Source organism: Amycolatopsis umgeniensis (genome assembly GCF_014205155.1).
Taxonomy (GTDB): Bacteria; Actinomycetota; Actinomycetes; order Mycobacteriales; family Pseudonocardiaceae; genus Amycolatopsis; species Amycolatopsis umgeniensis.
Map to the genome: position 1 here is coordinate 7,968,517 of NZ_JACHMX010000001.1, position 24,463 is coordinate 7,992,979.

General features: G+C 70.2%; 24 protein-coding genes. 14 read left to right on the top strand and 10 right to left on the bottom strand.

Annotation, left to right across the window (positions count from 1 at the left end; genetic code table 11):
* The first annotated feature begins 7 nt into the window (after positions 1-7).
* Positions 8-439: a DUF6292 family protein gene (locus tag HDA45_RS36825; RefSeq protein WP_184903295.1), complete on the top strand. Its 432-nt coding sequence runs from the start codon at positions 8-10 to the stop codon at positions 437-439.
* On the opposite strand, the gene HDA45_RS36830 is transcribed toward HDA45_RS36825, so the two are convergent.
* Both HDA45_RS36830 and HDA45_RS36835 read right to left on the bottom strand, forming a co-directional pair.
* A complete protein-coding gene (locus tag HDA45_RS36830; protein WP_184903297.1) occupies positions 440-952 on the bottom strand; it encodes a YceI family protein in 513 nt (170 codons plus the stop codon).
* Positions 949-1,554 carry a hypothetical protein gene (locus tag HDA45_RS36835; RefSeq protein ID WP_246480909.1) on the bottom strand — a complete coding sequence of 202 codons (606 nt, stop codon included), beginning with the start codon at positions 1,552-1,554 and terminating at the stop codon, positions 949-951. Before HDA45_RS36835 ends, HDA45_RS36830 begins: the two co-directional genes overlap by 4 nt.
* A gap of 112 nt (positions 1,555-1,666) precedes the next feature.
* Between HDA45_RS36835 and HDA45_RS36840 the strand changes: the two genes are divergently transcribed.
* The gene (locus HDA45_RS36840) at positions 1,667-4,393 is read left to right on the top strand and encodes an AAA family ATPase (protein ID WP_184903299.1); all 2,727 of its coding nucleotides are present in this window, start codon (positions 1,667-1,669) and stop codon (positions 4,391-4,393) included.
* On the opposite strand, the gene HDA45_RS36845 is transcribed toward HDA45_RS36840, so the two are convergent.
* Positions 4,383-5,129 (bottom strand): thioesterase II family protein, encoded by a 747-nt coding sequence (locus tag HDA45_RS36845; protein WP_184903301.1) that lies wholly within the window; start codon positions 5,127-5,129, stop codon positions 4,383-4,385. The two genes, HDA45_RS36840 and HDA45_RS36845, sit on opposite strands and share 11 nt — an antisense overlap.
* Before the next feature lie 159 nt (positions 5,130-5,288).
* On the opposite strand from HDA45_RS36845, the gene HDA45_RS36850 reads away from it, so the two are divergent.
* Positions 5,289-6,179, top strand: coding sequence for a TIGR03854 family LLM class F420-dependent oxidoreductase (locus HDA45_RS36850; protein WP_184903303.1), 891 nt, complete (start codon positions 5,289-5,291; stop codon positions 6,177-6,179).
* 376 nt (positions 6,180-6,555) lie between these two features.
* Here the strand turns inward: HDA45_RS36850 and HDA45_RS36855 are convergent, their stop codons facing one another.
* Positions 6,556-8,076, bottom strand: coding sequence for an MDR family MFS transporter (locus HDA45_RS36855; RefSeq protein ID WP_184903305.1), 1,521 nt, complete (start codon positions 8,074-8,076; stop codon positions 6,556-6,558).
* Between the two features lie 111 nt (positions 8,077-8,187).
* Here HDA45_RS36855 and HDA45_RS36860 point away from each other — a divergent pair, with 111 nt between their 5' ends.
* The 3 genes from HDA45_RS36860 to ligD are packed head-to-tail and all read left to right on the top strand — an operon-like array spanning position 8,188 to position 11,462.
* Positions 8,188-9,339, top strand: coding sequence for a DUF1015 family protein (locus tag HDA45_RS36860; protein ID WP_184903306.1), 1,152 nt, complete (start codon positions 8,188-8,190; stop codon positions 9,337-9,339).
* A gap of 39 nt (positions 9,340-9,378) precedes the next feature.
* Positions 9,379-10,458 carry an ATP-dependent DNA ligase gene (locus HDA45_RS36865; protein WP_184903308.1) on the top strand — a complete coding sequence of 360 codons (1,080 nt, stop codon included), beginning with the start codon at positions 9,379-9,381 and terminating at the stop codon, positions 10,456-10,458.
* On the top strand, positions 10,455-11,462 hold the full coding sequence (gene ligD / locus HDA45_RS36870; RefSeq protein ID WP_184903310.1) for a non-homologous end-joining DNA ligase: 1,008 nt from the start codon (positions 10,455-10,457) through the stop codon (positions 11,460-11,462). Before HDA45_RS36865 ends, ligD begins: the two co-directional genes overlap by 4 nt.
* A gap of 56 nt (positions 11,463-11,518) precedes the next feature.
* Here the strand turns inward: ligD and HDA45_RS36875 are convergent, their stop codons facing one another.
* Both HDA45_RS36875 and HDA45_RS36880 read right to left on the bottom strand, forming a co-directional pair.
* Positions 11,519-11,785 carry a hypothetical protein gene (locus HDA45_RS36875; RefSeq protein WP_184903312.1) on the bottom strand — a complete coding sequence of 89 codons (267 nt, stop codon included), beginning with the start codon at positions 11,783-11,785 and terminating at the stop codon, positions 11,519-11,521.
* 122 nt (positions 11,786-11,907) lie between these two features.
* Entirely contained in the window at positions 11,908-12,924 is a 1,017-nt protein-coding gene (locus HDA45_RS36880) for a GTP-binding protein (RefSeq protein WP_184903314.1), read from the bottom strand.
* 387 nt (positions 12,925-13,311) lie between these two features.
* Here HDA45_RS36880 and HDA45_RS36885 point away from each other — a divergent pair, with 387 nt between their 5' ends.
* The 4 genes from HDA45_RS36885 (at position 13,312) to HDA45_RS36900 (ending at position 15,892) form a co-directional block, all read left to right on the top strand.
* The gene (locus HDA45_RS36885; RefSeq protein ID WP_184903316.1) at positions 13,312-14,520 is read left to right on the top strand and encodes a nitric oxide synthase oxygenase; all 1,209 of its coding nucleotides are present in this window, start codon (positions 13,312-13,314) and stop codon (positions 14,518-14,520) included.
* An 88-nt stretch (positions 14,521-14,608) separates the two neighbouring features.
* Positions 14,609-15,115 (top strand): flavodoxin domain-containing protein, encoded by a 507-nt coding sequence (locus HDA45_RS36890; RefSeq protein ID WP_184903318.1) that lies wholly within the window; start codon positions 14,609-14,611, stop codon positions 15,113-15,115.
* 39 nt (positions 15,116-15,154) lie between these two features.
* A complete protein-coding gene (locus HDA45_RS36895; RefSeq protein WP_101606931.1) occupies positions 15,155-15,424 on the top strand; it encodes a DUF1905 domain-containing protein in 270 nt (89 codons plus the stop codon).
* Positions 15,425-15,892, top strand: a complete 468-nt coding sequence (locus HDA45_RS36900) for a hypothetical protein (protein ID WP_184903320.1) — start codon at positions 15,425-15,427, stop codon at positions 15,890-15,892. It begins immediately after the preceding gene.
* Between the two features lie 159 nt (positions 15,893-16,051).
* On the opposite strand, the gene HDA45_RS36905 is transcribed toward HDA45_RS36900, so the two are convergent.
* Complete coding sequence (locus HDA45_RS36905; protein WP_184903322.1) at positions 16,052-17,551, bottom strand: exo-alpha-sialidase; 1,500 nt, start codon at positions 17,549-17,551, stop codon at positions 16,052-16,054.
* A 179-nt stretch (positions 17,552-17,730) separates the two neighbouring features.
* Here HDA45_RS36905 and HDA45_RS36910 point away from each other — a divergent pair, with 179 nt between their 5' ends.
* Together HDA45_RS36910 and HDA45_RS36915 are read left to right on the top strand one after the other, a co-directional pair.
* A complete protein-coding gene (locus HDA45_RS36910; RefSeq protein WP_184903324.1) occupies positions 17,731-18,333 on the top strand; it encodes a hypothetical protein in 603 nt (200 codons plus the stop codon).
* A 48-nt stretch (positions 18,334-18,381) separates the two neighbouring features.
* Positions 18,382-18,942, top strand: a complete 561-nt coding sequence (locus HDA45_RS36915) for a hypothetical protein (protein WP_184903326.1) — start codon at positions 18,382-18,384, stop codon at positions 18,940-18,942.
* Here HDA45_RS36915 and HDA45_RS36920 read toward each other — a convergent pair.
* Together HDA45_RS36920 and HDA45_RS36925 are read right to left on the bottom strand one after the other, a co-directional pair.
* Positions 18,914-19,612, bottom strand: a complete 699-nt coding sequence (locus HDA45_RS36920) for a Crp/Fnr family transcriptional regulator (RefSeq protein WP_184903328.1) — start codon at positions 19,610-19,612, stop codon at positions 18,914-18,916. The two genes, HDA45_RS36915 and HDA45_RS36920, sit on opposite strands and share 29 nt — an antisense overlap.
* 50 nt (positions 19,613-19,662) lie before the next feature.
* Positions 19,663-21,087 carry an aminotransferase-like domain-containing protein gene (locus tag HDA45_RS36925; RefSeq protein WP_184903330.1) on the bottom strand — a complete coding sequence of 475 codons (1,425 nt, stop codon included), beginning with the start codon at positions 21,085-21,087 and terminating at the stop codon, positions 19,663-19,665.
* On the opposite strand from HDA45_RS36925, the gene HDA45_RS36930 reads away from it, so the two are divergent.
* Both HDA45_RS36930 and HDA45_RS36935 read left to right on the top strand, forming a co-directional pair.
* The gene (locus tag HDA45_RS36930) at positions 21,086-21,982 is read left to right on the top strand and encodes a DMT family transporter (protein WP_184903332.1); all 897 of its coding nucleotides are present in this window, start codon (positions 21,086-21,088) and stop codon (positions 21,980-21,982) included. The two genes, HDA45_RS36925 and HDA45_RS36930, sit on opposite strands and share 2 nt — an antisense overlap.
* A gap of 274 nt (positions 21,983-22,256) precedes the next feature.
* Positions 22,257-23,432, top strand: coding sequence for an MFS transporter (locus HDA45_RS36935; RefSeq protein WP_184903334.1), 1,176 nt, complete (start codon positions 22,257-22,259; stop codon positions 23,430-23,432).
* Here the strand turns inward: HDA45_RS36935 and HDA45_RS36940 are convergent.
* Complete coding sequence (locus HDA45_RS36940) at positions 23,410-24,399, bottom strand: YeiH family protein (RefSeq protein WP_184903336.1); 990 nt, start codon at positions 24,397-24,399, stop codon at positions 23,410-23,412. The genes HDA45_RS36935 and HDA45_RS36940 overlap by 23 nt on opposite strands.
* Positions 24,400-24,463 lie beyond the last annotated feature (64 nt).

Genomic DNA, 24,463 nt, shown 5'->3' on the forward strand with positions numbered 1-24,463 from the left:
AGGGACCGTGACCACCTCGACGCCCGCGCCCACGGAAGCAGGCCTGGACCTCATGACCAGGTTGAACGCCTATCTGGAGGACGTGGCTTCGGCGCTCGGGATACGGATGGATTCGTGCACGGCGGACCTCACCGGCCCGGTCACCGCCCGGATGAGGCTCAACTGGCGGCTTCCCGGCTTCCCGGAGCGCGATGTCGACCTGATGTGGCACGAGGAGCACGGCTGGTCGGCCGCGGTCGCGACGCACGCGGGCGACGATCACCACGTCGTCGTCGCCTATCTCGGCGGCAGGATGGCGGCATCGCAGCCGCGGCTGGTGGCCCGGTTCGCCGAAACCCTGCGCACCGGTGACCACCAGGATTGCTGGCCCGGTCCGCCGACGCTGCGCACCGCCGGCGGACCGTCCGCGCTGGCCAAGGAACTCTCCGCCTGGGCTTGATCACCCCGGCGGGGTGAGGACCACGTCGAGCTCGATCGTGATCCGGCGGCCGATCATGAACCTCGGCGCGCGGAGACCGATCGCCCGGCGGTCGAAGACACCCTCGGCACGCACCCGCCAGGTGCCGTCGCCGTTGTCTTCCGGCCCGGTGGCGGTCAACGTGAGAGGACAAGACTCGCCTCGCGCGCCGAGAGTGCCCTCGACCGACCACTCGCCGGGGCCGCCTTCGATTCTGTCCGCCGCGAAGGTCAGCACGGGATGCGCGTCGATTGCGAGCAGACCGGGTTTCCGCAGGTCGGCGTCGCGTTTGGCGTTGCCGGTGTCGATCCGGTCGAGGTCCAGCGCCGCCTCGACGGCGGTGACGCCGCTTTCGGAGACCTTCACCGAGCCCAGGCTGACCGGGATCGAGCCGCGGACTTCGCGGAACCCGAAGTTCCGGACGGTGAACGCGGCCGAGGTCCGTTCGGCGAGCACGGTCCAGGTGCCGGTGCGCGAGGACGTCCCGGCGGTCATCGCGGCTCACCCACCAGGCCGAGCGAGGGCAGGGACGTGTGGAGCACGCGGTGGACGTCGACCCGGTCGGGGCCGGGGAGCAGCGCGGGATCCTCACCGGGCAGCAGTTCCGTGCTCATGATCGTCTTCTGGACGGCTTCCAACGCCTCGATCGATTCGGTGAAGCCGAGGACGAGGCTGGAGCGGTCCTCGGCGGTCAAGACGTAGATCCCGCCGACCCCGCCGACCCCGCGGAGTCCCCGGACGGCGGGCCGGATCCGCATCCGTCCGCCGAAATCGGCGGCGTCCGCCTCGGCCCGGGTGAGCGGCCTGTCGAACCAGGTCGCCTGTGCGATCCGGGGTTCGGCCGCGCCGCTTTCGACGTCGGAGACCTCGTACACGCGGGCTTCGGACGTGCCGGGGGTGCGGCGGACGGCGGCGGCGAGCGCGGACCCGCGGTCGCGCCACAACGCGACGACAAGCCCGGTCAGGCCGCCGACCTGGGCGAGTGTGCAGGTGCCCGGCGAACCGGTACCGGGATGCAGTTCCGCGGCGAGGGCGTGGCCCCAGCCCTCGGACTCGTCGGCGTGGGAACGCCGGAACTGGTGGACGGTGGCGTACATGGGCTTTCCTTTCCCGTCGGACGCACCGACTCTGCGCTCGTGGCGGCGCCCGGACATCAGTGCCAGTACGCAGGGCGGTACGGAATCGGGTCCGGGGAGCGATACTCCTTCCGTGAACCGGGAACCGTTCGTGGGCCGGGCGGGCGAACTGGCGAGCCTGCGCGGCAGGCTCGCGGACGCCGCCGCGGGCTCCGGCGGGCTCGTGCTCGTCTCCGGACCACCCGGGATCGGCAAGACCCGGCTGGTCGAGGAAGCGACGGCCTCGATGTCCGGAGTCGTGTGGGGCCGGTGCGCCGACGACCCAGGCGCGCCGCCGCTGTGGCCGTGGCGGCGGGTCGTCGAGGCGCTGCCGTCGGTCGATTCGGCCGTGACGGCCGCGTTCGCCGAGACCGAGGGCGCCGCCGACGTCCAAGCGGCGCGGTTCCGGCTGGTGGCGGCCGCGGCCGACGCGCTGGTGGCCGCCGCGGAGCCATCGGGGCTGGTCGTCGTCCTCGAGGACCTGCATTGGGCCGACGAAGCGTCTTTGCGTCTGCTGCGGCATCTGGCGGGGGAGTTGAGGCGCTCGAAGCTGGCCGTGATCGCGACGCACCGGGACACCGGGCACACGCCCGCACTGGACGCCGCCCTGCCGGACCTCCTGCGCCGGCCGGGCGCGCGGAGCATCTCGCTGCCGCCGCTGGCCGAATCCGACGTCCGGGTGCTGCTCACCGAACTGGCGGGAGCACCGCCCGCCGAGGAGGACGTCCGCGAGGCGCGTCGCCGTTCCGGTGGGAACCCGCTCTATCTCGGCGCGATCGCGCGTTCGGCGGGCGTAGCGGAACTCGGGCATCTCGTGCGCGCCGCGGTGGCGGCCCTCGAACCGGGGGTGCGGCGCCTGATCGCCATCGCTGCCGTCCTCGGCGAGGACGTCGAAGCGCCGGTGCTCGCGGAGGTGTCCGGTCTGCCGCTCGGCGACGTGGTCGACGGCCTCGATCAAGCCCTCCAGGCCGGGGTGCTGGGTTCCGGACGGTTCGCGCACGCCGTCGTCCGCGACGGTGTCTACGCGGATCTGGGCCAAGGTGAGCGGGAAGCGTTGCACGGCCGGGCCGCGGCCGCGCTCGAGGAACGCGCCCGGCGTGATCCCGCACTGGCCGGGACGGTCGCCGGGCATTGGCTGCGTTCGGCGTCCGCGCCGGAGAAGACGGCGGAATGGGCGGCGCGCGCGGCCGCCGAAGCGAACCGGGCGCTGGCCTTCGACGAAGCGGCGAGGTTCCTCGAGATCGCGCTGGACGCCCGCACGAAGGCGGGACTGTCCGAAGTGGACCGTGCCGGACTCCTGCTCGATCTCGCCGTCGCCGAATACCGGACCGGACGGTTCGCGCGAAGTCTCGGCCACGCCCGGCGCGCCGCCGATGCCGGACTGGTCGCCCGCGCGGCGCTGGTGGTCCGCGACGTCGCGGCGCCGGATCTCCTGCCGGGTATCCGCGATCTCGCCGCCCGCGCGCTCGCCGCGGACGGGGTCGGCGACGCGACGCGGGCCCGCCTGCTGGCGCACAGCGCGTCGGTGGGAGCCGACTACGGCCGTTTCGCCGAAGCGGGGAAACTCGCCGACGAGGCCTTCGCGCTCGCCGAGGCGACAGGCGATCCCGAAGCGCTGGTCGACGCCGTCCGCGCACGGATGAAGGTCGCCCCGGACACCCTGCCGCGGGCCGAGCGGCTGCGCCTCGGCGCACTCGCGGCCGAACTGGGCACGCGGACCGGGCAGCCGCTGGTTTCCTTGTGGGGCCACAAATGGCGGATCGACGCCGCGCTGGAGGAAGGGCGGATGGCGCTCGTCGACGACGAACTCGTCGCGGTGACGACGCTGGCGCGACTGACCAGGCTGCCACTGGTCCGCTGGCACGATCTGCGGCTGCGCAGTTCGGTGCTGGCGTTGCGGGGAGATCTGGCCGAGGCGCGCGAGCTCGACTTCGCGGCGGAGGAACTGGCGGACACCGAACTGGCGGACGACTTCTCCGCGAAAGGGATGTCCTACGCGTTCCGCACCCAGCTCGTGCTGCTCACGGGCGATCCCGGCGATCTGCGAGGGGACTACGCGGGTTTGCTGGACCGGGCCCCGCACCTGCCGGTCACGCTGGTTTCACGGCCGTTGCTGAGCCTGATCACGGGCAACGTCGACGAGGCGAGGGTCCGGTACGAACAGCTGGTGCCCTTGGTGCGGAGCCCGGAATTCGCCCTGCACACCACCGGCGCGCTGCCCAATCTCGTCCCGCTGGTCGAGGCGTTCGGCGACGTCGAGATGGCGGAGTACCTGTTGCGGCGTCTCGAAGAGGTGCGGCCGATCGTGTCCGGCGGCGCCGGCGTCTTCTGCACCGGTTCGACCCTGGAGCAGCCCGCGCGGCTCAACGCCCTCCTGGGCCGCCACGACGAGGCGGTGCGGCTGTACGAGCGGACCATCGCCGTCAACGAAGGCATCGGCGCCCGGCCCGGTGTCGCCTCGGCGAGGCTACTGCTCGCCGAAGTCCTGGTCGCCAGGGGTGATCTCGTTCGTGCGCAAGGGATCGCGCGGGAAGCTCTCGACGAGTTCCGGCGGCTGGTGATGCCGGGACCGCTCGCGCGGGCCACGGCGCTGCTCGACCGGATCCGCGCCGGACGCCGCGCCGCCGACCCCCTCACCGGCCGGGAACGCGAGATCGTGGCCCTGCTCGCCGACGCGCTGAGCAATCGCCGGATCGCCGAGAAGCTCGTGCTTTCCGAACGCACGGTGGAAAGCCACGTCCGGAGCATCCTGGCGAAACTGGGGCTGGCGAACCGGACCGAGGTCGTCGCGTGGGCGAGCAGGGAAGGCGTCAGGGACTGACGGTCAGCTTGCCGAGGATGCGGGCGGCGACGGCGTCCAGGTGGTCGTCGACGAAGAAGTGACCGCCCTCGAACACCTCCGTCTCGAAGGAGCCGGTGGTGTGCTCGCGCCAGTTTTCGAGGTCCGGCAGGTCCAGGACCGGGTCCGCGTCGCCGGCGAGCGCCACGACAGGGCAGCTCACGTCGGGGCCGGGCCGGTAGCGGTAGGTCTCGACGGCCTTGTAGTCGCCGCGCAGCGCGGGCAACGCGAGGGCGCGGATGTCCGGATCGTCGAGGATCATCGCGGCCGTGCCGCCGAGCCTGTTGATCGCGGCCAGGAAGGTGTCGTCGTCGGCGAGGTGGAGCTCCTTCTCCTTGTTCAGCTCCGGCCCGCGGCGGGCCGAGACGAACAGCGCCGCCGGAACGAGGCCACGCGCTTCGAGCAGCCGGGCGACCTCGAACGCGACGATGGCGCCCATGCTGTGGCCGAAGAGGGCGAACGGTTTCGGGAGCGCGGCGACCACGTCCACCATCTGCTCGGACAGGGTGTGCAGATCGTCGATGACCGGCTCGCCCATGCGGTCCTGCCGTCCCGGGTACTGGGCGGTGTGCACCTCGACGGTGGGGGAGAGCGCCGCCGAAAGCGAGCGGTACGCGCTCGCCGATCCACCGGCGTGCGGGAACGCGACGAGCCGCATCTCGGCCGCCGGCGCCGGATGGAAGCAGCGTGTCCAGCCGCGGAGAGCCTGCCCTGCCATCGAAATTCCCCCATTCCGTGCGGGAACGGCCCGCACAACACTGGAATGTACGGGGAATTCTCGGGGTGAGTCCATGCTTGTGCGGGGTTGTTCACGCCGGGACGGGGTGTGAACACTGGAGATCGGCCCGCATCCAGGGCCAGGCGGAAGGGAGCGAGTGTGGCGGAGGACCTGAAGATCAGGGTCGGCGCGGGGCTGGGGACCGGGACGGCGCCCGAGGAATTCGGCGCCGCTGTCGACCTGCTGGAGCAGGCGGGCGTCGATTCGCTCTGGCTGCCCGAGGCGGTGTACTCGCCCAGGATCGACCCTGTCGTCGGGCTGACGCACGCGCTCGCCCGCACCTCGAAACTGAAGGTCGGCACCGGCGTGATGGTGCTGCCCGGGCGTGACCCGGTGCTGGTCGCCAAACAGCTCGCCTCCCTCGCGGCGCTGGCGCCGAAAAGGGTCCTCCCGGTCTTCGGCCTGAAGCCCGCGCGCGACGCGGAACTGCCGCTGTTCCCGGTGCCGCCCGGCCGTCGCGCCGCGGTGTTCGACGAGTCGTTGCTCCTGATCAAGGCGTTGCTGGAACAGGAAGAGGTGACCTTCGAGGGCGAGTTCTTCCGGGTCGAGGGCGTCGGGCTCGGCCTGCGCCCGCTGAAACGGCTCGACCTCTGGCTCGGCGGGAAGGCGCCCGGCGCGTTGCGGCGGATCGGCAGGCTCGCGGACGGCTGGCTGGCCAGTTTCCTCACGCCGGAGGAGGCGCGCGCGGGCCGCGAGACGATCCAGGAGGCCGCCGCCGAGGCGGGCCGGGAGGTCGAGGCCGACCACTTCGGGATCAGCCTCATCGTCGCCGAGGACGGGATCCCGGACGCGCTCGCGGCCTCGGTCGCGGCACGGTCGGACGCGGATCCGTCGCGGCTGATCGCGGGCAGCTGGAGCGCCGCCCGAGACCTGCTCGGGGAGTACATCGACGGCGGGCTGAGCAAGTTCGTGCTCTACCCGGCCGGGCCGGAGCCGATCGAGCGGTTCGTCGAGAACTTCGCCGAGTACGCGATCCCGCTGCAGAACTGAGCGGGCCCGGGTGGTCGTGAGTGGTAAGTGTTGCTCTGACTCGAATCGCCGCTCACGAGGGTTGCGAGGGGTTTGTCGTGGCGTCCTGAAGGCCCCCTTTAAGACGTTCACCGTCCCAAAGGGGGCCTTCAGGACACCCCGTGCACCCTCCGGCTCGTTCACGACCTTTACCTGGCTAGCTAGGGCCAGGCATGTCGCGAAAGCCACTTTCGGGACATCAGATGTCCCGAAAGTGGCTTTCGCGACACCACGGACGCGGACTCTCGTGTCCAGACGGACGACACGCGGCGGACCCCGTGACCGACCGCGACCCCAATCCAGTAGGTAACCAAGACACCTACGGCTCACGACCACCGGTACTGACGTCTGCCCGGAGCTAGTCGAACTTCAGCTCTTCGGTCCGTCGCGGCATCAGCAGCAGCGCGCCGACGCTGAGCACGGCGACCACCAGCATCGCCAGGAAGACGTGGTGCGTGGCGTCCGCGAGGGCGCCACGCACGAACGTCGTCGTCGGGGTGTCCGGGCCGTGGCCCTCCAGGACGACGCTGGTCGCGTCGACGCCCGAGGGCAGGCCGACGACCCCGGCGGGCGGGTTCGCGAAGCGGTTCGCGAGGGTGGCGTTCGCGATCGCGCCGAACATCGCCACGCCGACCGCGCTGCCCAGCGAGCGGCTGAACATGTTGGTCGCGGTGACGACGCCGCGGCGTTCCCAGCCGATGGTCGACTGCACGGCGATCAGCGTCGGGCTCGACGCCAGGCCCAGCCCGATCCCGAGGACGAACGCGGCCGCGGCCGCCAGCCAGATCGACGAACCCGACGCCAGGAACACCGTGAGCGCCGCGCCCGCGATGACGATCCCGCTGCCGATCAGCGCGGTGTCCCGGAACCCGATCCGCATGTAGATCCGGCCCGCGAGCGACGCCGAGATCGGCCAGCCGACGGTCAGCGCGGCCAGCGCGAATCCGGCGACCAGCGCGCCGGTGCCGAGCACCCCCTGCGAGAAGGTCGGCAGATACGAGGTGAGGCCCATCAGCAGCATGCCGACGACGACGGCGACCAGGTTCCCGCCGATCAGCGTCCGTTTGGTGAAGATCCACAGCGGCAGGACCGGTTCCTCGGCCTTGCGCTCCACGAACACGAACGACACCAGCAGCACCACCGCGCCGGCGAAGATCGCCAGGCTCGGCGCCGACGCCCAGCCCCACGCGACCCCGCCTTCCAGCAGGCCGAGGATCAGCAGCGAACAGCCGAGGGTGAGCAGCGTGGCGCCGAGGTAGTCGATGCGGTGCGAGCGGCGTTCGACGCGCTCGCGGAAGTTCCGGAACAGCATCCACGCCGCCAGCGCGCCGAGCGGCAGGTTGATGAAGAAGATCCAGCGCCAGTCGAGGTACTCGGCGAACACACCGCCCAGCGTCGGCCCGACCACCGACGAGATGGCCCAGACGCTGGCGAGATAGCCCTGCACCCTGGCGCGTTCCTCGACGGTGTACATGTCGCCGACCATGGTCAGCGCGATCGGCTGGATGGCGCCCGCGCCGATGCCCTGCACCGCGCGGGCGGCGATCAGCACCGGCATGCTCCAGGCCGCGCCGCAGAGCACCGAGCCCAGCAGGAACGCCGCGATCCCGAAGAACATCACCGGCCGCCTGCCGAGCACGTCGGCGAACTTGCCGTACAGCGGCACGGTGACCGCTTGGGTCAGCAGGTAGATCGAGAACAGCCACGGGAACTGCGAGAACCCGCCCAGATCGGCGACCACCGAGGGCACCGCCGTCGCGATGATGGTCGAGTCCAGCGCGATCAGGCCGGAACACAACATCACGGCGATCAGGACGGGGCCGCGTTCGGAGCGGAATCCGACCCCTTCCTTCGCGGTGACCGGGGCCGGGGTGGACATCTGTGGGGGTCTCCTCGGGCTCATGAAGGGCGTCAACTGCTTCGCATGGGTAAGCATTCCACGGGGACACCCGGTCATGGGACCGATTTTTTCCGTGAGCTATCCCGCAAAATGGATCGGATGAGCACCTGGATCCGCCCGATCGACCGTGGCTGGGTTGTCCGCGACACCGTCCCGGGGCCCGACGTCGACGAGTTCGCCGACCCGGCCCGGGTGGTCGCCGCGCTCGCCGAGGCGCGCGGGGACAGCCTGCTGGCGGTCCAGCATCCGGCAAGGACCCCGGCCGCGCTGGCGGGCGGTCTCTCGATCGAGGAGGCGCTGCCGCAGGCCAGGGCGACGTTCGAGCGTATCCGGGAGCGGCATTACCGCCCGGTCGCCGCCGTCGTCGCGCCGTACCGCGTCGACGGGCCGGACGGGGTCGCGCTGGGCGTGCTGTGCCTGGTCGATCCGGCGGCGGTCCGGGACGACGGGGTGACCAGGGTCCGGCACACCGAGGACGTCTATCCGGACGTCGTCGCGGAGCGGGCCGCGATGCTCGCCGGGCTGGGGGTCGCCACGAGCGCCGCCATGCTCGTCCCCGCGACCGGCGGCCGCGAGTTGACCGCGCTGATCGAACGGACCTGCCGGGGGCAGGTGCCCACGCTGTCCACAGTGGACGCCGCGGGCCGCAAACACGAACTGTGGCTCATCGGCCCCGGCGACGGGCAGTCCGGGCTGCTGGCGGCCCTGGACGAGATGGATCTCCTGGTCGCGGACGGCAATCACCGCGTCGCCGCCGCCGCGGAGTCGGGGCGCGGCTCGTTGCTCGCGCTGGTCACCGGGGGACCGGGACTGCGGATCGGGCCCATCCACCGCGTGCTGGCCGGCACCGGCCTCGACGCGGGCACGCTGGCCCGGCGATGGACGGAGGCGGGCTTCGACGTCCAACCAGGCCACCCCGAGCCGCCGCCCGAAGCCGGTGAGGTGACCGTGCTGGCGGGAGCGTCGGCTTTCCGGATCGTGCTCGGCAAGGCGGGTCTCGACCACGCCTTGGTCGAGCAGGAGCTGCTCCGCGAGGCGCTCGGCGTCGACCCGGACGGGCCGAACGTGCGGCCGTTGCTGCCGGGCGTCCCGGTCCCGGAGGACGCCGACGCGGTACTGCTGCTGGCCCCGGTCCCCTACGCGGAGGTGCTCGCCGTGCACGCGGCCGGGCTGCGGATGCCGAGGAAGGCCACCTATTTCACGCCGAAACCCCGCAGCGGTCTCTTGCTGGCGGAGCTCTGACGTCGCGCTTTTGTCGGTGGTCAGGCCTACGATCACCTCGTGGACCTGCCCGTTATGCCGCCCGTCAAGCCGATGCTGGCCAAGGCCGTGCACGAACTGCCGCGCACGCCGGGGCTGCTGTACGAGCCGAAATGGGACGGTTTCCGCTGCGTGGTCTTCCGCGACGGCGACGAGGTCGTCCTGGGCTCGCGCAACGACAGGCCGCTGACGAGGTACTTCCCCGAGCTGGTCGAGCTGCTCAAGGAGGCGCTGCCCGAGCGCTGCGTCGTCGACGGCGAGATCGTGCTGGTCACGGAGGGCGGGCTCGACTTCGAGGCGCTCCAATTGCGTCTGCATCCGGCGGCGTCCCGGGTGAACAAACTGGCCGCCGAGACGCCGGCCAGTTTCGTGGTGTTCGACCTGCTCGCCCTCGGAGACCGGGATCTGACGCCGGAACCGTTCGGGGAGCGGCGAAAGCTGCTCGAAAGCGTCGTCGACACGAAGTTCGCCCGGGTGCACCTCACGCCGCTGTCCGAGGATCCTGACATCGCCCAGGACTGGTTCACCCGGTTCGAGGGCGCGGGTTTCGACGGTGTGATGGCCAAACCCGCCGACGCACCGTACGAACAGGACAAGCGGGTGATGTGGAAGGTCAAGCATCAGCGCACCGCGGACTGCGTCGTCGCCGGGTTCCGGTGGCACAAGGACGGCGTCGGCGTCGGGTCGCTGCTGCTCGGGCTCTACAACGACGAAGGCGTCCTGAATCACGTGGGCGTCGCCAGCAGCTTCACCGCCGCGAGGCGACGTGAACTGGTCGACGAGCTGGCCCCGTTGCGGGAAAACGCGCTGGAGAGCCACCCCTGGCGCGAGTGGGCCGAGGCCCACGAGGAGGCAGGCGGCCGCATGCCCGGTGCGGGCAGCCGGTGGGCGCCCAAAAAGGATCTGAGCTGGGAGCCCGTCCGCATCGAGTGGGTCGCCGAGGTCCGCTACGAGCACGTCGAGGGCACGCGGTTCCGCCACGGCGGCAGGCTCGTGCGCTTCCGTCCCGATCGCGAGCCCGCTTCCTGCACATACGCGCAACTCGAAGAGGTCCCACCCGCCGAGCTGGCCACGTTGTTCACCGAGCTGGGGGAAACATGAAGTCGGAACCGGTCACGCTGGACCTGGACGGCGTCGAGTTCACGGTGTCCAATCCGGGCAAGGTCTACTTCCCGGAGCACGGCGAGACCAAACTGGACCTCGTCGAGTACTACCGCGCGGTTTCGGGGCCCTTGCTGGCGCAGCTCGGTGGGCGGCCGCTCTTGCTGGAACGCTATCCCGACGGAGCGGGCGGGAAGTCGTGGTTCCAGAAGCGAGTCCCGAAGAACGCGCCGGACTGGCTGACCACGACGGTGGTGTCCACACCGAACGGAACCACTTCGGACGCGCTCGTGGCGAAGGACCTCGCGCATGTCATCTGGGCGGTGAACCAGGGCTGCCTCGGGTTCCACGTCTGGCCGAACCGTGCCGACGCGCCGGACATCAGCGATCAGCTACGCGTCGATCTGGACCCGTCGCCGGGGATCGGGTTCCCCGAGCTGAGGCATGGCGCGGTCCTGACGAAGAGGCTGCTCGAGGAACTCGGGATCGCCGCGCAGCTGAAGACGTCCGGCTCGCGCGGACTGCATCTTTACGTGCCGCTGGAACCGAAGTGGGACGCCTATGAGGTCCGCGCGGCCGCCGTCGCGCTCGCCCGCGAACTCGAGCGCCGCCATCCGGAGGAGATGACGGCGCAGTGGTGGAAGGAAGAACGCGGCTCCAGGGTGTTCGTCGACTTCAACCAGAACGCGCCGCACAAGACGGTGTTCGGCGCGTGGTGCGTGCGGCCGCGGGTCGGCGGCCAGGTGTCGACGCCAATAGCCTGGGAAGAACTGGAAACCGTCGAGCCGGACAAGCTCACGCTGTCCACCGTGCCCGCTCGGTTCGCCGAACGCGGAGACCCTTGGGCGGAAACGCAACCGCAGTCGATCGCGCCGCTGCTGGAAATGTCCGCAAGGGACATGGAGAACGGGCTCATGGACGCGCCTTGGCCGCCCGTCTACCCGAAGATGCCGAACGAGCCGCCCCGGGTGGCGCCGAGCAGGGCGAAGAAAGACAGCGTTTAGTCCTCTGAATGCGATCCTTGCACGCGCAACCACCGCAACCAGAGGACTAAACGTTGTCAGAGTGGTAGGTCGAAGGCGAGCTGGGTGTTCGCGGCGGGCTCGGCCTTGCGGGTGGAGCGGTGGCCCGGCAGCGTCGCGGCGCACCGGGGGCACGGCGCGACGTCGGTGGTGGTGAGATCCACCGGTGTCCACAGGCGGGATTCCTTGTCCCCGCAGGCGGAACGCCGGTATCGGAGGTCTTCGGAGCGGGTCATCAGGTGCGCGACGGGGGAGTCCTCCGGCAGCGCGCCGACCAGGTACCAGCGTCCGGCGGTGTTCGTCATGGAACTGTCCTCCCGATACAGGTGGTCCAGCTCGAGATTCCTTCCGGAAAACAGTGTCAAGGAGACGCGCCGCGATTCCCGGTATTTCGCGACCTTCGGGCGTGTCAGTCTTGTCGGATCCGTCAATCCTGAATGAAGCGGAGGACGCGCAGCATGCCCCGCTCGTCCACGACGTCGGGATCGTCCGCGACGCATTCCTCGAGGCGCGCGGTGACGTCCGCGATGTCGATTCCGGAGCCGATCAGCACCAGTTCGCTCCGGCGCGGGCCGCCGGACGGCCACGCCGACCGTTCCACCTGGATGAAGGAGCCCACCGTGTGCAGGCCGAACCGGGACCGAGGGCCGTTCGGGCCGAAGTCCAGGAAACCCTTGATCCGGTAGAGACCGCCGGGGCGCTGTTCGAGGAAATCCATCAGCCGTCGCGGGTCCAGCGGCCGATCGGCGGTGAAGGCGACGCTGTCGTACGCGGTGTGGAAGTGGTGCTCGTGGTCGTGCTCCTCCTCGCGGAGGTCGTCGAACGACAGCTGGCCCGCGCGTTCACGCGGCCGGGCGTCGAAGAACAGGGTGGGGTCGATCCGGCCGTGGGAGGTCGCGATCACCGGCGTGCCGGGCGCGATCTCGTCGATCGTGCCGCGCAGCTTGGCCAGGGCGTCTTCGTCGGCCCGGTCGGTCTTGTTGAGCACCACCAGGTCGGCGAACCCGAGGTGTTCGTCCAGTTCCGGGTGCCGCTTCCTGGTCGCCTCGAACTCGGCAGCGTCGACGAGTTCGACGAGACCCCCGTAGGCGATGGCGGGGTTCTCGCTGGCGATCATCAGGCGGATGAGGTCACGCGGTTCGGCGAGCCCGCTGGCCTCGATCACGATGACGTCGATGCCCGCCTCGGCCTCGGACAGTTTGGCGAGCATGGCGTCGAGGCCGCTCGCGTCGACGGCGCAGCACAGGCAGCCGTTGCCGAAGGACATCATGGTGTCGACCTGGCCGGACACGGCCATCGCGTCGACGGCGATGCTCCCGAAGTCGTTGACCACGACCCCGATCCGCGCACCCTGGCGGTTGGCCAGCAGGTGGTTGAGCAGGGTGGTCTTGCCGGATCCGAGGAAGCCCGCGACCAGGATGACCGGAATCCGCCTGTCGACCACGATTTTCCTTTCCGCCGGGATCACCGCACTCTAGCGACGGCGGGCAGGGGTCGATACACCGGTATGGGGAAAGAAGGGAAGGTCGAGCGGAAGAATACGCTCGAAAGAGTGATGAATACTATCGGGTAGAACGATCATAAAGTGATCTTCCAAGCTGGTGATCATTTCATCGCGCGCAATTCGGTGAATATCCCGCGAAGTCCGACTCGATTCCAAATATTGTCGCCGCCAAGCTTTCTACCTGCTGAAATGTCAGCATGGGCTGGGCTTCTGCCATTTGGTGGATCGGGCTCGTCTTTCTGTGGGGTATCGTCTTCCGTCTGGTCCGGACCCGGCCGTCTCGCCGCTCAGGCATGATCCTCCGGGCATTTCCGAAAAGCAGGAGGAATGGTGATCGTTCCCGCCGCAGGTGCCGGCGTCGAATTCGGAGAGTGGGAGGCCGAAGTATCGACGGCCTCCATGCGGGTGACGGATATCCCCCGCTTGCCTTCGGAAGTGAGCCCGCGGGGACGGAGCGTGGACTTGGCCGAGGCGGAGGACTTCCTCCGGCTGTTCCACGCCGAGACGGACGGCGGTGAAACGCGGTTGCGCGAGCGGCTCGGCCGGGTCCGCGCCGAGATCCACGAGACCGGAACGTACCGGCACACCACCGGCGAACTCGAGTTCGGCGCACGGGTGGCCTGGCGGAACTCCGCGCGCTGCATCGGCAGGCTGTACTGGCAGGGGCTGAAGGTGCGGGATCGCCGCGACGCCGACGGTGCCGCCGCCATCGCCGAGGAGTGCGTCACCCATTTGCGCGAGGCGACCCGGGGCGGCCGGATCCGTTCGACCATCACGGTGTTCGCGCCGGACGGCCCCGCCGGGCCCGGCCCGAAGATCCACAACGACCAGCTCATCCGCTACGCGGGCTATCGGCTCAGCGACGGCTCGGTGCTGGGCGATCCCCGCCACGCCGACTTCACCGAGACCGTCCAGGAGCACGGATGGCGCCCGCCCGAGCGCAAGGGTTCTTTCGACGTCCTCCCGCTGCTCATCGAGTCCGAACCGGGGGAGCGGCGGCTGTTCCGGCTGCCGTCGGACGCCGTCCTCGAGGTCCCGCTCTCGCATCCCGACCATCGCTGGTTCGCCGGGCTCGGGCTGCGCTGGCACGCGGTACCGGCGATCAGCAACATGCGGCTGGTCGTCGGCGGGATCACCTATCCCGCGGCGCCGTTCAACGGCTGGTATCTCGCCACCGAGGTCGGCGCGCGCAATCTGGCCGACACCGACCGGTACGACCTGCTGCCGGTGATCGCGGACCTGATGGGCCTGTCGACGGCGTCGGAACGCACTTTGTGGCGTGATCGCACACTGGTCGAGCTGACACTGGCCGTCCAGCATTCCTTCGACGCGGCGGGCGTGACCGTCGCCGACCATCATTCCGAAGCACGGCGATTCCTCACGCATATCGCCAAGGAAGAACGTGCGGGCCGCCGTTGCCAGGCGGAGTGGAGCTGGATCGTCCCGCCGCTTTCCGGCGGGCAGACCGCGGTGTTCCACCGCTACTACGACGAACCCGACCCGGCCGCGAGACCGGCCTTCCTTCCTCCTGGGTAACGCCCCGACGGGTGAAGAGGTGAGCCGAATGCGGCGTGTCGATGAGCCGGACGGTGGCTTGGGTTGCGGCCACGCGGACAATGGACGTATGACCGCAGTGCTCGTCGCTCACGCCGGCCGGTCCGGCGGGACAAAGGAGATCGCCGAGGTGATCGTCGCCGAGCTGCGCGAGGGCGGTCTGACGGCCGATCTGCTGGACGCCGCCGAGGTCGTGGACGTCGAACCGTACGGCGCGGTGATCGTGGGGAGCGCGCTGCACCACCGGCGATGGAGCCCGGCGGCGGTACGCCTGCTCACCGAACACGAGGAGGCGCTCCGGAGGCGCCCTGTCTGGCTGTTCCACAGCGGTCCCTGCGGTCCGCTCGCCGCGGGCAAACGGGTCAGCCTGCCCGCGGGGGTCGCCCTGCTGGCCGCACGGATCGACGCCGAACGCACGGCCACCTTCGGCGGCAAACTCACTCCGGCCACCGCCCGCGGTTTGCTCTGGAAGATCAAGGCCGCGGGCCCCTGGGCCGGAGACTTCCGCGACTGGCCGTCGATCCGGGCCTGGGCACGCGATGTCGGCCGTCGCGTGCGTATCCGGGTCCCCCTTTGACAGCACAGTTTGATAAGTGTCCTGTTGTAGGGTGTTCGCATGGACAAAAAGTTCACCGCGAAGCTGCTCAAGAGCCCGGAAAAGGGCGGCTGGACGTACGTGATCATGCCCGGTTCCGCCGAGTATTTCGGCACCAAAGGGCTGGTGAAGGTGCGTGGCACCATCGACGGACATCCGTTCCGGAGTTCGTTCATGGCACTCGGCGACGGCACCCACAAACTCCCGGTGAAGGCCGACGTGCGCAAGGCGATCGGCAAGGGAGAGGGTGACACGGTCGACGTCGTCCTGCTCGAACGGTTAGAGGGCTGAGTGGCCGCGGACTGGAAACCTTCGCCGGTCATCAAGATCTACGAGGCGCTCGGCGCGGTGGCCGACGGACGGGTCGAGATCGACGGTGACACGGCGCGCGTCGCGTCTTCGGACAAGGCGAAGACGTACGACGTTCGCCATGATCCGGCCGCGGGCTCGATCACGGCCAACGACAACGGGTCCTACTGGCAGGGATACCTCGGATATCCGGGTATCGCGTACCTGATGGCGCGCGGCGTGCTGAGCTACGACAGTGGCCTCGCCGTCGAGCTGGCGGGCGTGCCGTGGAAGGAACTCGCCACCAAGTACCGGAACGACTGGGCGAAGGTCGAGAAGCACGTCCGCGACGACCTGTCCGGCCGGGGCGTGGACCTGGACCGGTTCGACGCCGGTCTCGCGGAGATTTCGACTCAGCTGGAAAAGCTGGCGCTCACCAAGCTTTCCCCTCGGCTGCGGCCGCCGAAGTGAGTGGCGTTACGGACTAGGGCCACGGCACGCTAGGCACCTACTGGATTCCGGCCGCTGCTGCTGGCTCTGCCCGGTCCGTGAAGGACTCCTTGAGGGACTCTGGGTCCCTGAAGGAGGCCTTCACGGACTTCAGGCGACCAAGGTGACGAGACCCAGTGCTCAGCCGCAGTGTTCCGACGGGCTGTTGTAGGTCGTCCCGCCCGCGGAACCGCCCCACTTCACGCATTTGTCCGCAGCGGCCGCCCGCACCGGACCGGCGAACCACGAGAACGATCCTGAGTCGACGAGCCGGGTCGACCCCTGGACCTCGAGGTAGGCCGACGTCGCGGTCGCGGTGCCCGCGGCCGTGCTCTTCATCGTGCTGACACAGTTCTGACCGTTGGAAGCGTTGTAGGACAGGTAAACCGTGCCCGCCGTCCCCAGCGGTTCCGAGTCGATCACGCCGTAGCCGCCGCCGCACGCGGGGGCGCCGAGCGTCGTCTCGGTGACGGTCGAGAAGCGGATGGTCTCGTTGGCGTTGCCCGCCGGGCCCGCTTCGTACAGCACACCGACTGAACCCGAGGACAGCTGGACCATGTCGGAGTACGCGGCGTCCCCGCTCCACACCAGCGTTCCGGCGGAGCTGCCCTGCCAGTTCGCGCCCTCGTCGAACGACGAGCGCACGACGAGTTCCTTACGACGGTCGCAGACCGACGGTGCGGCGAACAGGATCCGGTTGTACTTGCCCGCCTTGTCGGTCGCGGTCATCCGCGCGGTCGAGGCCTGCACGACCGGGGTGATCAGGTCTTCCTCGAAGGTGAACTTGGTGGAGAAGCTCGCCCCGCCGTCGGAACTGAGGGCGAAGGCGCGGTTCTTCGCGCCGCCGCTGAGGCATTTGTCGTTGTTGTTGGCCTGGTTGCGCGCCGCGGCGTAGACCCGGCCGTCGAGCAGTTCGGTGACGCTGATCTCCTGCGGGTTCAACGTCGCCGCCGGACTGTCGGTGGCGCCGCGTTTCCAGGTGACACCCTGGTCGTCGCTGTAGATCAGCGCGCCGCTGTTCTTGCCGCCATCGGTGTAGCTCATCCCGGCGACGATCCGGCCGGCGTGCGCGCCGCGCGTCAGCACGATGCCGTGCGACGGTCCGGTCGCGAGCCAGCTCGGCGCGGTGCCGAACCCGAGCTGCGTGGTGAGCACCTTGGGCGCGGTCCAGGTCTTTCCGTGGTCGTCGCTGAGCGAAACGCGCGGAATCCGGTTGCAGTCGGGGTTCTTGACGCATTCCATCACCGACAGCAGCACGATCCGCCCGGTGGACGGGATCACGATCGGCGTCGGGTTTCCTTTGGTGTCACCGAAACCTTCGATGACGACCTTCGAGGCGCTCCAGGTCTTCCCGTTGTCGGCCGAGCGTTTCACGACGAGGTCGATGTCGCCGCGGTCGTTGCAGAAGCTGGCGCCGCCCTTGCGGCCTTCGGCGAACGCGAGCAGCTCGCCGTTGTTCGCTTTGACGACGGCGGGGATTCTGAAGCAGTCGTAACCTTCTGTTTTCTCTTTGTACACCACCGTGTTCCCGACGGCGGCGGTCGCGGCGGGCGCGGCGAGTGAGGTGACCGGGGAGGCGCCGACCGCCGCGATGGCGACGAGGGCCGCGAACAGGCCCTGTGCGACGCGAGAGATCTTCACGGGAATGCTCCGTCCTGGATTCGATTTCCGGGTGACGGGACATCAGAGTCCTTCCCGGTCGTACAAGGCGCGTACAACCCGGTTTCGCGTTCTGTGTCAGGTGACGCAGAACAAGAGGTCCTTCCCTGTCAAAGTCTCTTCAGCCGGCCACGGCGCGACATGAGGAAGGGGAGGGCCGCATGAAGGTGATCGATCCCGAGGGGCGGAAGTGGGAGATCATTCGCCGTTTCGCGCCGTGGCGCCGGTGGGTTCAGCCGTTCGCAGTGCTCAACCGCGGCTACCAGCACTACAAGATCACCGCGGACTGGACGCTGTACCTCAAGGACCTGCCCAACGAACCCGTGGACGAACCCATGGACGGCCCCGGGGACAAGGTGGCCGTAGGGCTGCTCGCAGCGTTTGCTTTCCTGGAAGCGCTTGTGGAGATCCCGTTCCGTCTGCTCTTCGGGCTGGTACTGGTGCCGGTCCGGTGGCTGGAGATGCTGGTTCAGGGCGTCGCGGGATCCGTCGCACAGGCCGTCCGGTGGTTCCGAAAGGCGCCGGAGCGGGTCGACGTCGTCGGCTGGAACAAGGATCGGACCGGCCTTGTCTCGCTGGCGATCCTCAAGGTCCACAGGGACCTCGCCGACCCGTTGGCCGCCGAACTGCACGCCCTGTTCCGCGACCGGATCATGTTCGACCCCGGCGATCCGGCCGTGCACGAGGTGCTCACGCGCTTCGGCGTGCGAGTGGAGAAGCATCGCACCCTGCTCCGCCGCCGGACTGCCGGAATCGCCGCATGACGGCGGGCGATCTGTGCCAGGATCCGGTCACCGGTGAGGGGGAGTGCGATGCGGGTGACCGATACCGACGGTGGCGAGTGGCTGATCGTGCGCCGGTTCGCGCCGTGGCTGCGCCGGATCCGCCCGCTCGCGATCGTCACCGAAAGCGAGAGCTACCGGGAAGTGTCGTTCACCCGGCTCCGCGGCGAGCCCACCGCCGGAAAACGACCGGGCCTCGAGGACTGGCTGATGCTGGGGTTCGCCGTCGCGCAGGCGGCCGGGCTGGCGCTGATCCTGTCACCGGTCATCCTGGTGGAGCTGGTGGCCTGGGCGGGCGCGGGCGCCTTCCTCTGGCTGGCGAGGCTCACCGGCCTCATCCGTGCCAGGATCGACCTCATCGCGCCGCCCCCGGCCGTGCGCAGCCTCGCGCCGGTGCGGGTCCTGCTGGTGCCGAGGGCCGCCTCGGCCAGGCTCGTCCGCGAACTCGGCGACCTGATCGAGACCACATCGGACTTCGACCCGGAGAACGAGCCGCGCGTGCGGAAGCTGTTCTCCGCCACCGGGGCGCGGGTGGAACGGCACTTCGGCCTGCCGTGGCGGCTCAGTGGTCGTCAGGTGCCAGCTGCCTGAGGTCCTTCAGGCTCCGGACGACCAGTCGCTGGCGGCCAGTGCTGAGCAGGCCGTCGGCGCGCAAGGTCCGCAGCGTCCGCGCGACGGCTTCCCGCGACGCGGACGCGAGTCCCGCCAGGTCGCGCTGGCTGATCCGCAACGCGATCAGGGTGCCGTCGGGGACGGGGACGCCGTACCGCTCGGCGAGATCGACCAGGATCGCGGCGATGCGTTCGGCGGCGGTGCTGTCACCGAATTCCGTACGGCGCGAGTTGGCGTAGCGCAGGCGGGAGGTGATGATCCGGAGCAGGACCACGGAGATCCCGGGCTGCTCTCGGAGCACCGAGTTGAACGCCCGCGCGGAGAGCCACAGCCCGGTGACCGGTTCGACGGCGATCGCCGTCGCCGAGCGCAGGCTGCCGTCCATCGACGCCATCTCGCCGATGATGTCGCCCGGATCGCGGACGGCGAGCACGGCGTCGTAGCCGCCGGTGGACACCGACGTGATCTTGACCCGCCCGGTCATCAGGATCAGCACCCAGTCCGACCGGTCGCCCTCGCGGATGATCACCGTCCCGGCCGGGTAGCGGCGCAGCTCGGCGCCGGCGCGCAACGCCTTGCGCTGGCCGTCGTCGAGCAGCTCCCAGAGCCTGCCGGGTGAATCTTGCGGCTCCGCCGCCGGCTGTGTCATTCCTTTTCGTCGCCTCCGTGCGCGATGGTACGAGCAGACGCCGCGGGACGTTAACCGGGGATCTCCTGGTATGCCTGGGAAAGGCGCTGGATCCCGTCCCGCACCTGCGCGCCTGTCGCGGCGCTGACGTAGCTCAGCCGGAGATAGGGCCCCGGCGCCTCGGCGGCGAAGTAGAGCCTGCCGGGGGTGACCGCTACTCCGGCGCGGAAAGCGGCACTGGTCAAGGTGACTTCATCGGCGAAACCGGGCAGCGGCTGCCACAAGTGATATCCCCCGGTCGGAACCGGGACGGTCCGCCAGCCGGGCAGGAACTCCCTCAGCGCCGAGACGGCGACGTCGCGGCGTTCGCGCAACGCGGCGGCGAGGGTCCGCAGATGGCGGGGCCAAGCGGGAGAGCTCACCAGCTCGAGGGCGGTTTCCTGGAGCGGCCGGGGGACGAAGAAGCTCTCGACGGCGTGGAGCCCGCGCAGCCGTTCCAGCGCCGGCCCGCGTGCGGCCAGCGCGCTGATCCGCAGACTCGGCGACGCGGGTTTCGTGAGCGACCGGATGTGCACCACGACGCCGTCGGGGTCGTCGGCCACGAGCGGCGGCGGGGGAGCCGGGCTGCCGGGGTGTGCCATCAGGCGCGCGAAATCGTCCTCGACGATGAAAGCACCCGCGTCACGGGCGATCCGCAGGACCTCGGCCCGGCGTTCGGCGCACAGCACCGCGCCGGTCGGGTTCTGGAACGCGGGCTGGCAGACGAACAGCCGGGCGCCGGTGTCGCGGAAGGCGTCCGCGAGCAGTTCGGGCCGGACGCCGTCGCGGTCGATCGGCACCGGGACCGGCCGCAGCCCCGAGGCCCTCGCGATGGCCAGCATCCCGGGGTACGTCGGCGATTCCACCAGCACCGGCGCGCCGGGGGCGCCGAGTGCGCGCAACGCCGTGGTCAGCGCGCTCTGCCCGCCCGAGGTGACCAGCACGTTCTCGACGTTCACGGGGCTGCCGATGTCGCGGGCGAACCAGGCCCGCAGTTCGGGCAGGCCGCAGATCGGCGGCCGGGTCCACGCGCCGGGACGGCGTCCGGCGCGGGCCGACGCCGCCGCGAGCTCGCGTTCCGGCTGGAGACTCGGATGCGTGTAGCCGCCGTTGAGATCGATGACGCCCGACGGCGGGTCGCTCAGCGCGGCGAGCACCCCGGACGCGTCGATCGCGCGGATCCCGGACTGTGAGCTCAGCGACACTTCCTGCCACGAGACGTCGCCGGTCACCGACACCTCGCGGGGCGGCGGGGCGCGGAACACGCCGGCGCCGGGACGGGTGATCACCAGGCCTTCCGCGGCCAGCGCGGCGATGGCGCGCGAAACCGTCACCGGGCTCACCTTCAGCTGCCGGACGAGCTCCCGGCTGGACGGGAGCTTTCCTTCGATCGGATAGCGCTCCAGCTCGGACCTCAGCTGTGTGACCAGGCTGGTGACGCTGCTACCATCGGACATGAGACTGGATGATAGCGCTATCGCGGACCGGGCAGTAGCGGTCCGCTCCGGGACCGTGCTGGCGGCGCTGGGTGTCTTCGCCTTCTCCTTCACGTTCCCCGCCACCGTCTGGGCGCTCAAGGGCTTCGGCCCGTGGACCGCCACCGGCGTGCGGAGCCTCCTGGCCGCGCTGGTCGCCGCGGCCTGTCTTCGCGCCTTCCGGGTCCCGCTGCCGAAGCGCGAACAGTGGCGCGGCCTCGCCGTGGTCGCCCTCGGTTGTGTCCTCGCGTTCCCGGTCTTGACCACGCTCGCCCTGCAGACGTCGTCGACGGCGCATTCGGCGGTGGTGATCGGGCTGCTGCCGATGGCCACCGCCGTCGTCTCGTCGAGGCTCACCGGACACCGGCCGTCCCGCCGGTTCTGGCTCGCCGCCGGGGTGGGCGCGAGCGCGGTCGTGGTGTTCACCGTCGCCCAGAGCGGCGGCGGACTGTCCACAGCGGACTTGTTCCTCTTCGCCGCGCTCGTGCTGTGCGCGTTCGGGTACGCCGAGGGCGGGAGGCTCGCCAGGGAGATGGCGGGCTGGCAGGTGATCGGCTGGGCGCTGGTGCTCGCGCTGCCGGTGACGGCCGCGTTCGCCGTCTTCGGTTTCGCGACCGAGCCGCTGCACATCACCGGGGAGGGGATCGTCGGCCTGGCCTACGTCGCGCTCATCTCGCAGTTCGGCGGGTTCTTCGCCTGGTACAAGGGAATGGCCGAGATCGGTGTCGCGCGCGCGAGCCAGTTGCAACTGGCGCAGCCGTTGCTGACCCTGGTCTGGGCGGTCCTGCTGCTCGGTGAGCACCTCCCGGCGGCCGCGCCGGTGACGGCGTTGATCGTCCTCGCCTGCATCGTGGTGACCCAACGATCCCGGAGCTAGCTTCGGCGCGGGCTGAAGGGGCCCTTCACCTCATGCGACGCGGTGAAGGACGCTTTCGTCGCATGTGATGCGGGGAAAGTTCCCTTCAGCCCCGGGTAGATCCACAGTAGTGAAGGGTGGCGTGGTGGCGGCGTTTACGCGTGATCGGGTGGCGATCTCGCGTGATTGGAGACGGATCTCGCGTGATTGGGCGACGTTCACGGAGTTCGCCGTCTGACCTCCACGTCGCGATTCCGCCAGACCGCGGTGTCCGCGCGGTGCTGGGCTGGGGCGCATGAACGCCTCGACCCTCGACACCTCCGCGCGGACCCCGTTGAAGGGATGGCTCGCCGTCCTCGCGGTGACACTGGGGATCTTCTCCCTCGTCACCACGGAGATCCTGCCGATCGGCCTCCTGACCCCGATCGGCGAGGACTTCCGGATCACGCCGGGGACGGCGGGCCTGACCATGACCCTGCCCGGATTCCTCGCCGCGCTCGCCGCCCCGGCCGTCACCGTCGCCGCCGGGCGGCTCGACCGGCGCGCCCTGCTGTGCGCGCTGATGGTGGTGCTGGCGCTGGCCGACGTCCTCGCGGCCACCGCGCAGGCCTACTGGGCGGTGCTCGTCTCGCGGGTGTTGGTCGGACTGGTGATCGGCGCGTTCTGGGCGATCGGCTCCGGGCTCGCCGCACGGCTCGTCGGTCTGGGACGCGCGGGTACGGCGACCGCCGTGATCTTCTCCGCCGTCCCGCTCGGCTCCGTCCTGGGAGTGCCGGCGGGGACGTTCGTCGGTGAGCTGTTCGGCTGGCGGGCGGCCTTCGCCGTGATGGCCGCCTTCACACTCGGCGTCCTCGCCGCATTGGCCGTCACGCTGCCTCCGCTGCCGTCCGCGGGCACGACCCGGCTCGACGTCCTGCGCGAGCTGACGCGCGGCCGGGCGACCAGGCTCGGCCTGCTCGTCACGGTGCTGGTCGTACTCGCCCACTTCGGGACCTACACCTACGTCACGCCGCTCCTGCATCAGGTGACGCGGGTGGGCCCGGAGCTGATCACCGTCTTCCTGCTCGTGTACGGCACCGCCGGGGTCGCGGGCAACTTCGTCGCGGGCGCGGCGATCGCCCGCGATCTCCGGCTCACCTTTCTCGCCGCCGCGGGCTTGATCGGTGTCGCGACCCTCGCGTTGCCGTTCATCGGCGACTCGAAGGGAGCCGCGCTCGCACTGCTGGTCGTCTGGGGCTTCGCCTACGGTGCGGTCCCGGTCTGCTCGGGAACCTGGTTCGCGAGGGCGGCACCGCAGGCGACCGAAGCGGCGTCGGTGCTGTTCACCTCGTCGTTCCAGGCGACCCTCTCGGCGGGCGCGCTCCTCGGCGGGATCGTCGTGGACTCGGTATCCGTCCCGGCCGTGATGGTCGTCGGCGGGGTGGTCGCGCTGCTCGCGGTGACCGTCCTCAGCCGAGCGCGGCCAGCGTGACCAGCGCGGTGGTCCCGACCAGCAGGGTGGAGAGCAGGCCGAGCACCAGCGCACGGCCCCCGGTGCGGACCAGCGTGCCGATCCGGACCGCGCAGCCGAGCCCGAACAGCGCCCCGGCCAGCAGCAGCGTGCAGGCGACCTTGGCGACGTCGAGTGCGACACCCGGCACGATCCCGGTGCTGCGTACGGCCGCCATCGCCAGGAAACCGAGGACGAACAGCGGGACCAGCGGCGGCCGCTTCCCGTCGGCGGGACGGTGGCGTTCGGCCACGCCGACCGCGGCGACCATCGGGGCCAGCAGGACCACTCGGCTGAGTTTGATCACGATGGCGACCGCGATGGCGGCGCCGCCCGCGGGCGTGGCCGCGGCGACGACCTGCGCGACTTCGTGCACGCTGAGCCCGGCCCATTCGCCGATCCGGACGGCGTCGAGCCGCAGCCAGCCACCGATCAGCGGGACGGCCGCGATGGCGAGCCCGCCGTAGAAGGTGACCAGCGCGACCGCGGTCGCGACGTCGGAGTCCTCGCGTTTGACGACGCCCTCCATCGCGGCGATGGCGGACGCGCCGCAGATCGAGAACCCGGTCGCGACCAGCATCGCGAGACCTCGCGGCACGCCGAGGAGCCTGCCGAGACCGATCGTGCCGAGGAACGTGATGCCGACCGTGAGCACGACGGCGAGCAGCGTCCCGGGTCCCAGCGCCAGGACCGACGGGAGCGAGAGTTGCAGGCCCAGCAGCACGACACCGGCGCGAAGCAGTTTCTTGGTGACTCCGGAGATCGCTTTGCGGGTCTCTTCCGAAACCGACGGCAGCGAGCCGGCGAGGACGCCGAGCACGACGGCGATGGTGAGCGCGCTGACGACCGGGACCGCGGTGCCGACCAGGTACGCGGCGGCCACTCCGGCGCCGGTGATGGTCAGGGCGGTCAGGTACGGCTTCGTCGGTCTCACGTGCGTCTTGCTCATGATTCGAGCCTCGCCCGGCCGGGGCGGCCTCGGTAGCGGGGAATACCAGGGGTAGGTCATAGAC

What these genes read in the sequence shown, in the direction of transcription:
- HDA45_RS36830 (WP_184903297.1), bottom strand. Translation starts at nt 952, where the DNA reads ATGACCGCCGGGACGTCCTCGCGCACCGGCACCTGGACCGTGCTCGCC.
- HDA45_RS36835 (WP_246480909.1), bottom strand. Translation starts at nt 1,554, where the DNA reads ATGTACGCCACCGTCCACCAGTTCCGGCGTTCCCACGCCGACGAGTCC.
- HDA45_RS36845 (WP_184903301.1), bottom strand. Translation starts at nt 5,129, where the DNA reads ATGGCAGGGCAGGCTCTCCGCGGCTGGACACGCTGCTTCCATCCGGCG.
- HDA45_RS36855 (WP_184903305.1), bottom strand. Translation starts at nt 8,076, where the DNA reads ATGTCCACCCCGGCCCCGGTCACCGCGAAGGAAGGGGTCGGATTCCGC.
- HDA45_RS36860 (WP_184903306.1), top strand. Translation starts at nt 8,188, where the DNA reads ATGGATCGGATGAGCACCTGGATCCGCCCGATCGACCGTGGCTGGGTT.
- ligD (WP_184903310.1), top strand. Translation starts at nt 10,455, where the DNA reads ATGAAGTCGGAACCGGTCACGCTGGACCTGGACGGCGTCGAGTTCACG.
- HDA45_RS36875 (WP_184903312.1), bottom strand. Translation starts at nt 11,785, where the DNA reads ATGACGAACACCGCCGGACGCTGGTACCTGGTCGGCGCGCTGCCGGAG.
- HDA45_RS36885 (WP_184903316.1), top strand. Translation starts at nt 13,312, where the DNA reads ATGGTGATCGTTCCCGCCGCAGGTGCCGGCGTCGAATTCGGAGAGTGG.
- HDA45_RS36890 (WP_184903318.1), top strand. Translation starts at nt 14,609, where the DNA reads ATGACCGCAGTGCTCGTCGCTCACGCCGGCCGGTCCGGCGGGACAAAG.
- HDA45_RS36895 (WP_101606931.1), top strand. Translation starts at nt 15,155, where the DNA reads ATGGACAAAAAGTTCACCGCGAAGCTGCTCAAGAGCCCGGAAAAGGGC.
- HDA45_RS36910 (WP_184903324.1), top strand. Translation starts at nt 17,731, where the DNA reads ATGAAGGTGATCGATCCCGAGGGGCGGAAGTGGGAGATCATTCGCCGT.
- HDA45_RS36915 (WP_184903326.1), top strand. Translation starts at nt 18,382, where the DNA reads ATGCGGGTGACCGATACCGACGGTGGCGAGTGGCTGATCGTGCGCCGG.
- HDA45_RS36920 (WP_184903328.1), bottom strand. Translation starts at nt 19,612, where the DNA reads ATGACACAGCCGGCGGCGGAGCCGCAAGATTCACCCGGCAGGCTCTGG.
- HDA45_RS36930 (WP_184903332.1), top strand. Translation starts at nt 21,086, where the DNA reads ATGAGACTGGATGATAGCGCTATCGCGGACCGGGCAGTAGCGGTCCGC.
- HDA45_RS36925 (WP_184903330.1), bottom strand. Translation starts at nt 21,087, where the DNA reads ATGTCCGATGGTAGCAGCGTCACCAGCCTGGTCACACAGCTGAGGTCC.
- HDA45_RS36935 (WP_184903334.1), top strand. Translation starts at nt 22,257, where the DNA reads ATGAACGCCTCGACCCTCGACACCTCCGCGCGGACCCCGTTGAAGGGA.
- HDA45_RS36940 (WP_184903336.1), bottom strand. Translation starts at nt 24,399, where the DNA reads ATGAGCAAGACGCACGTGAGACCGACGAAGCCGTACCTGACCGCCCTG.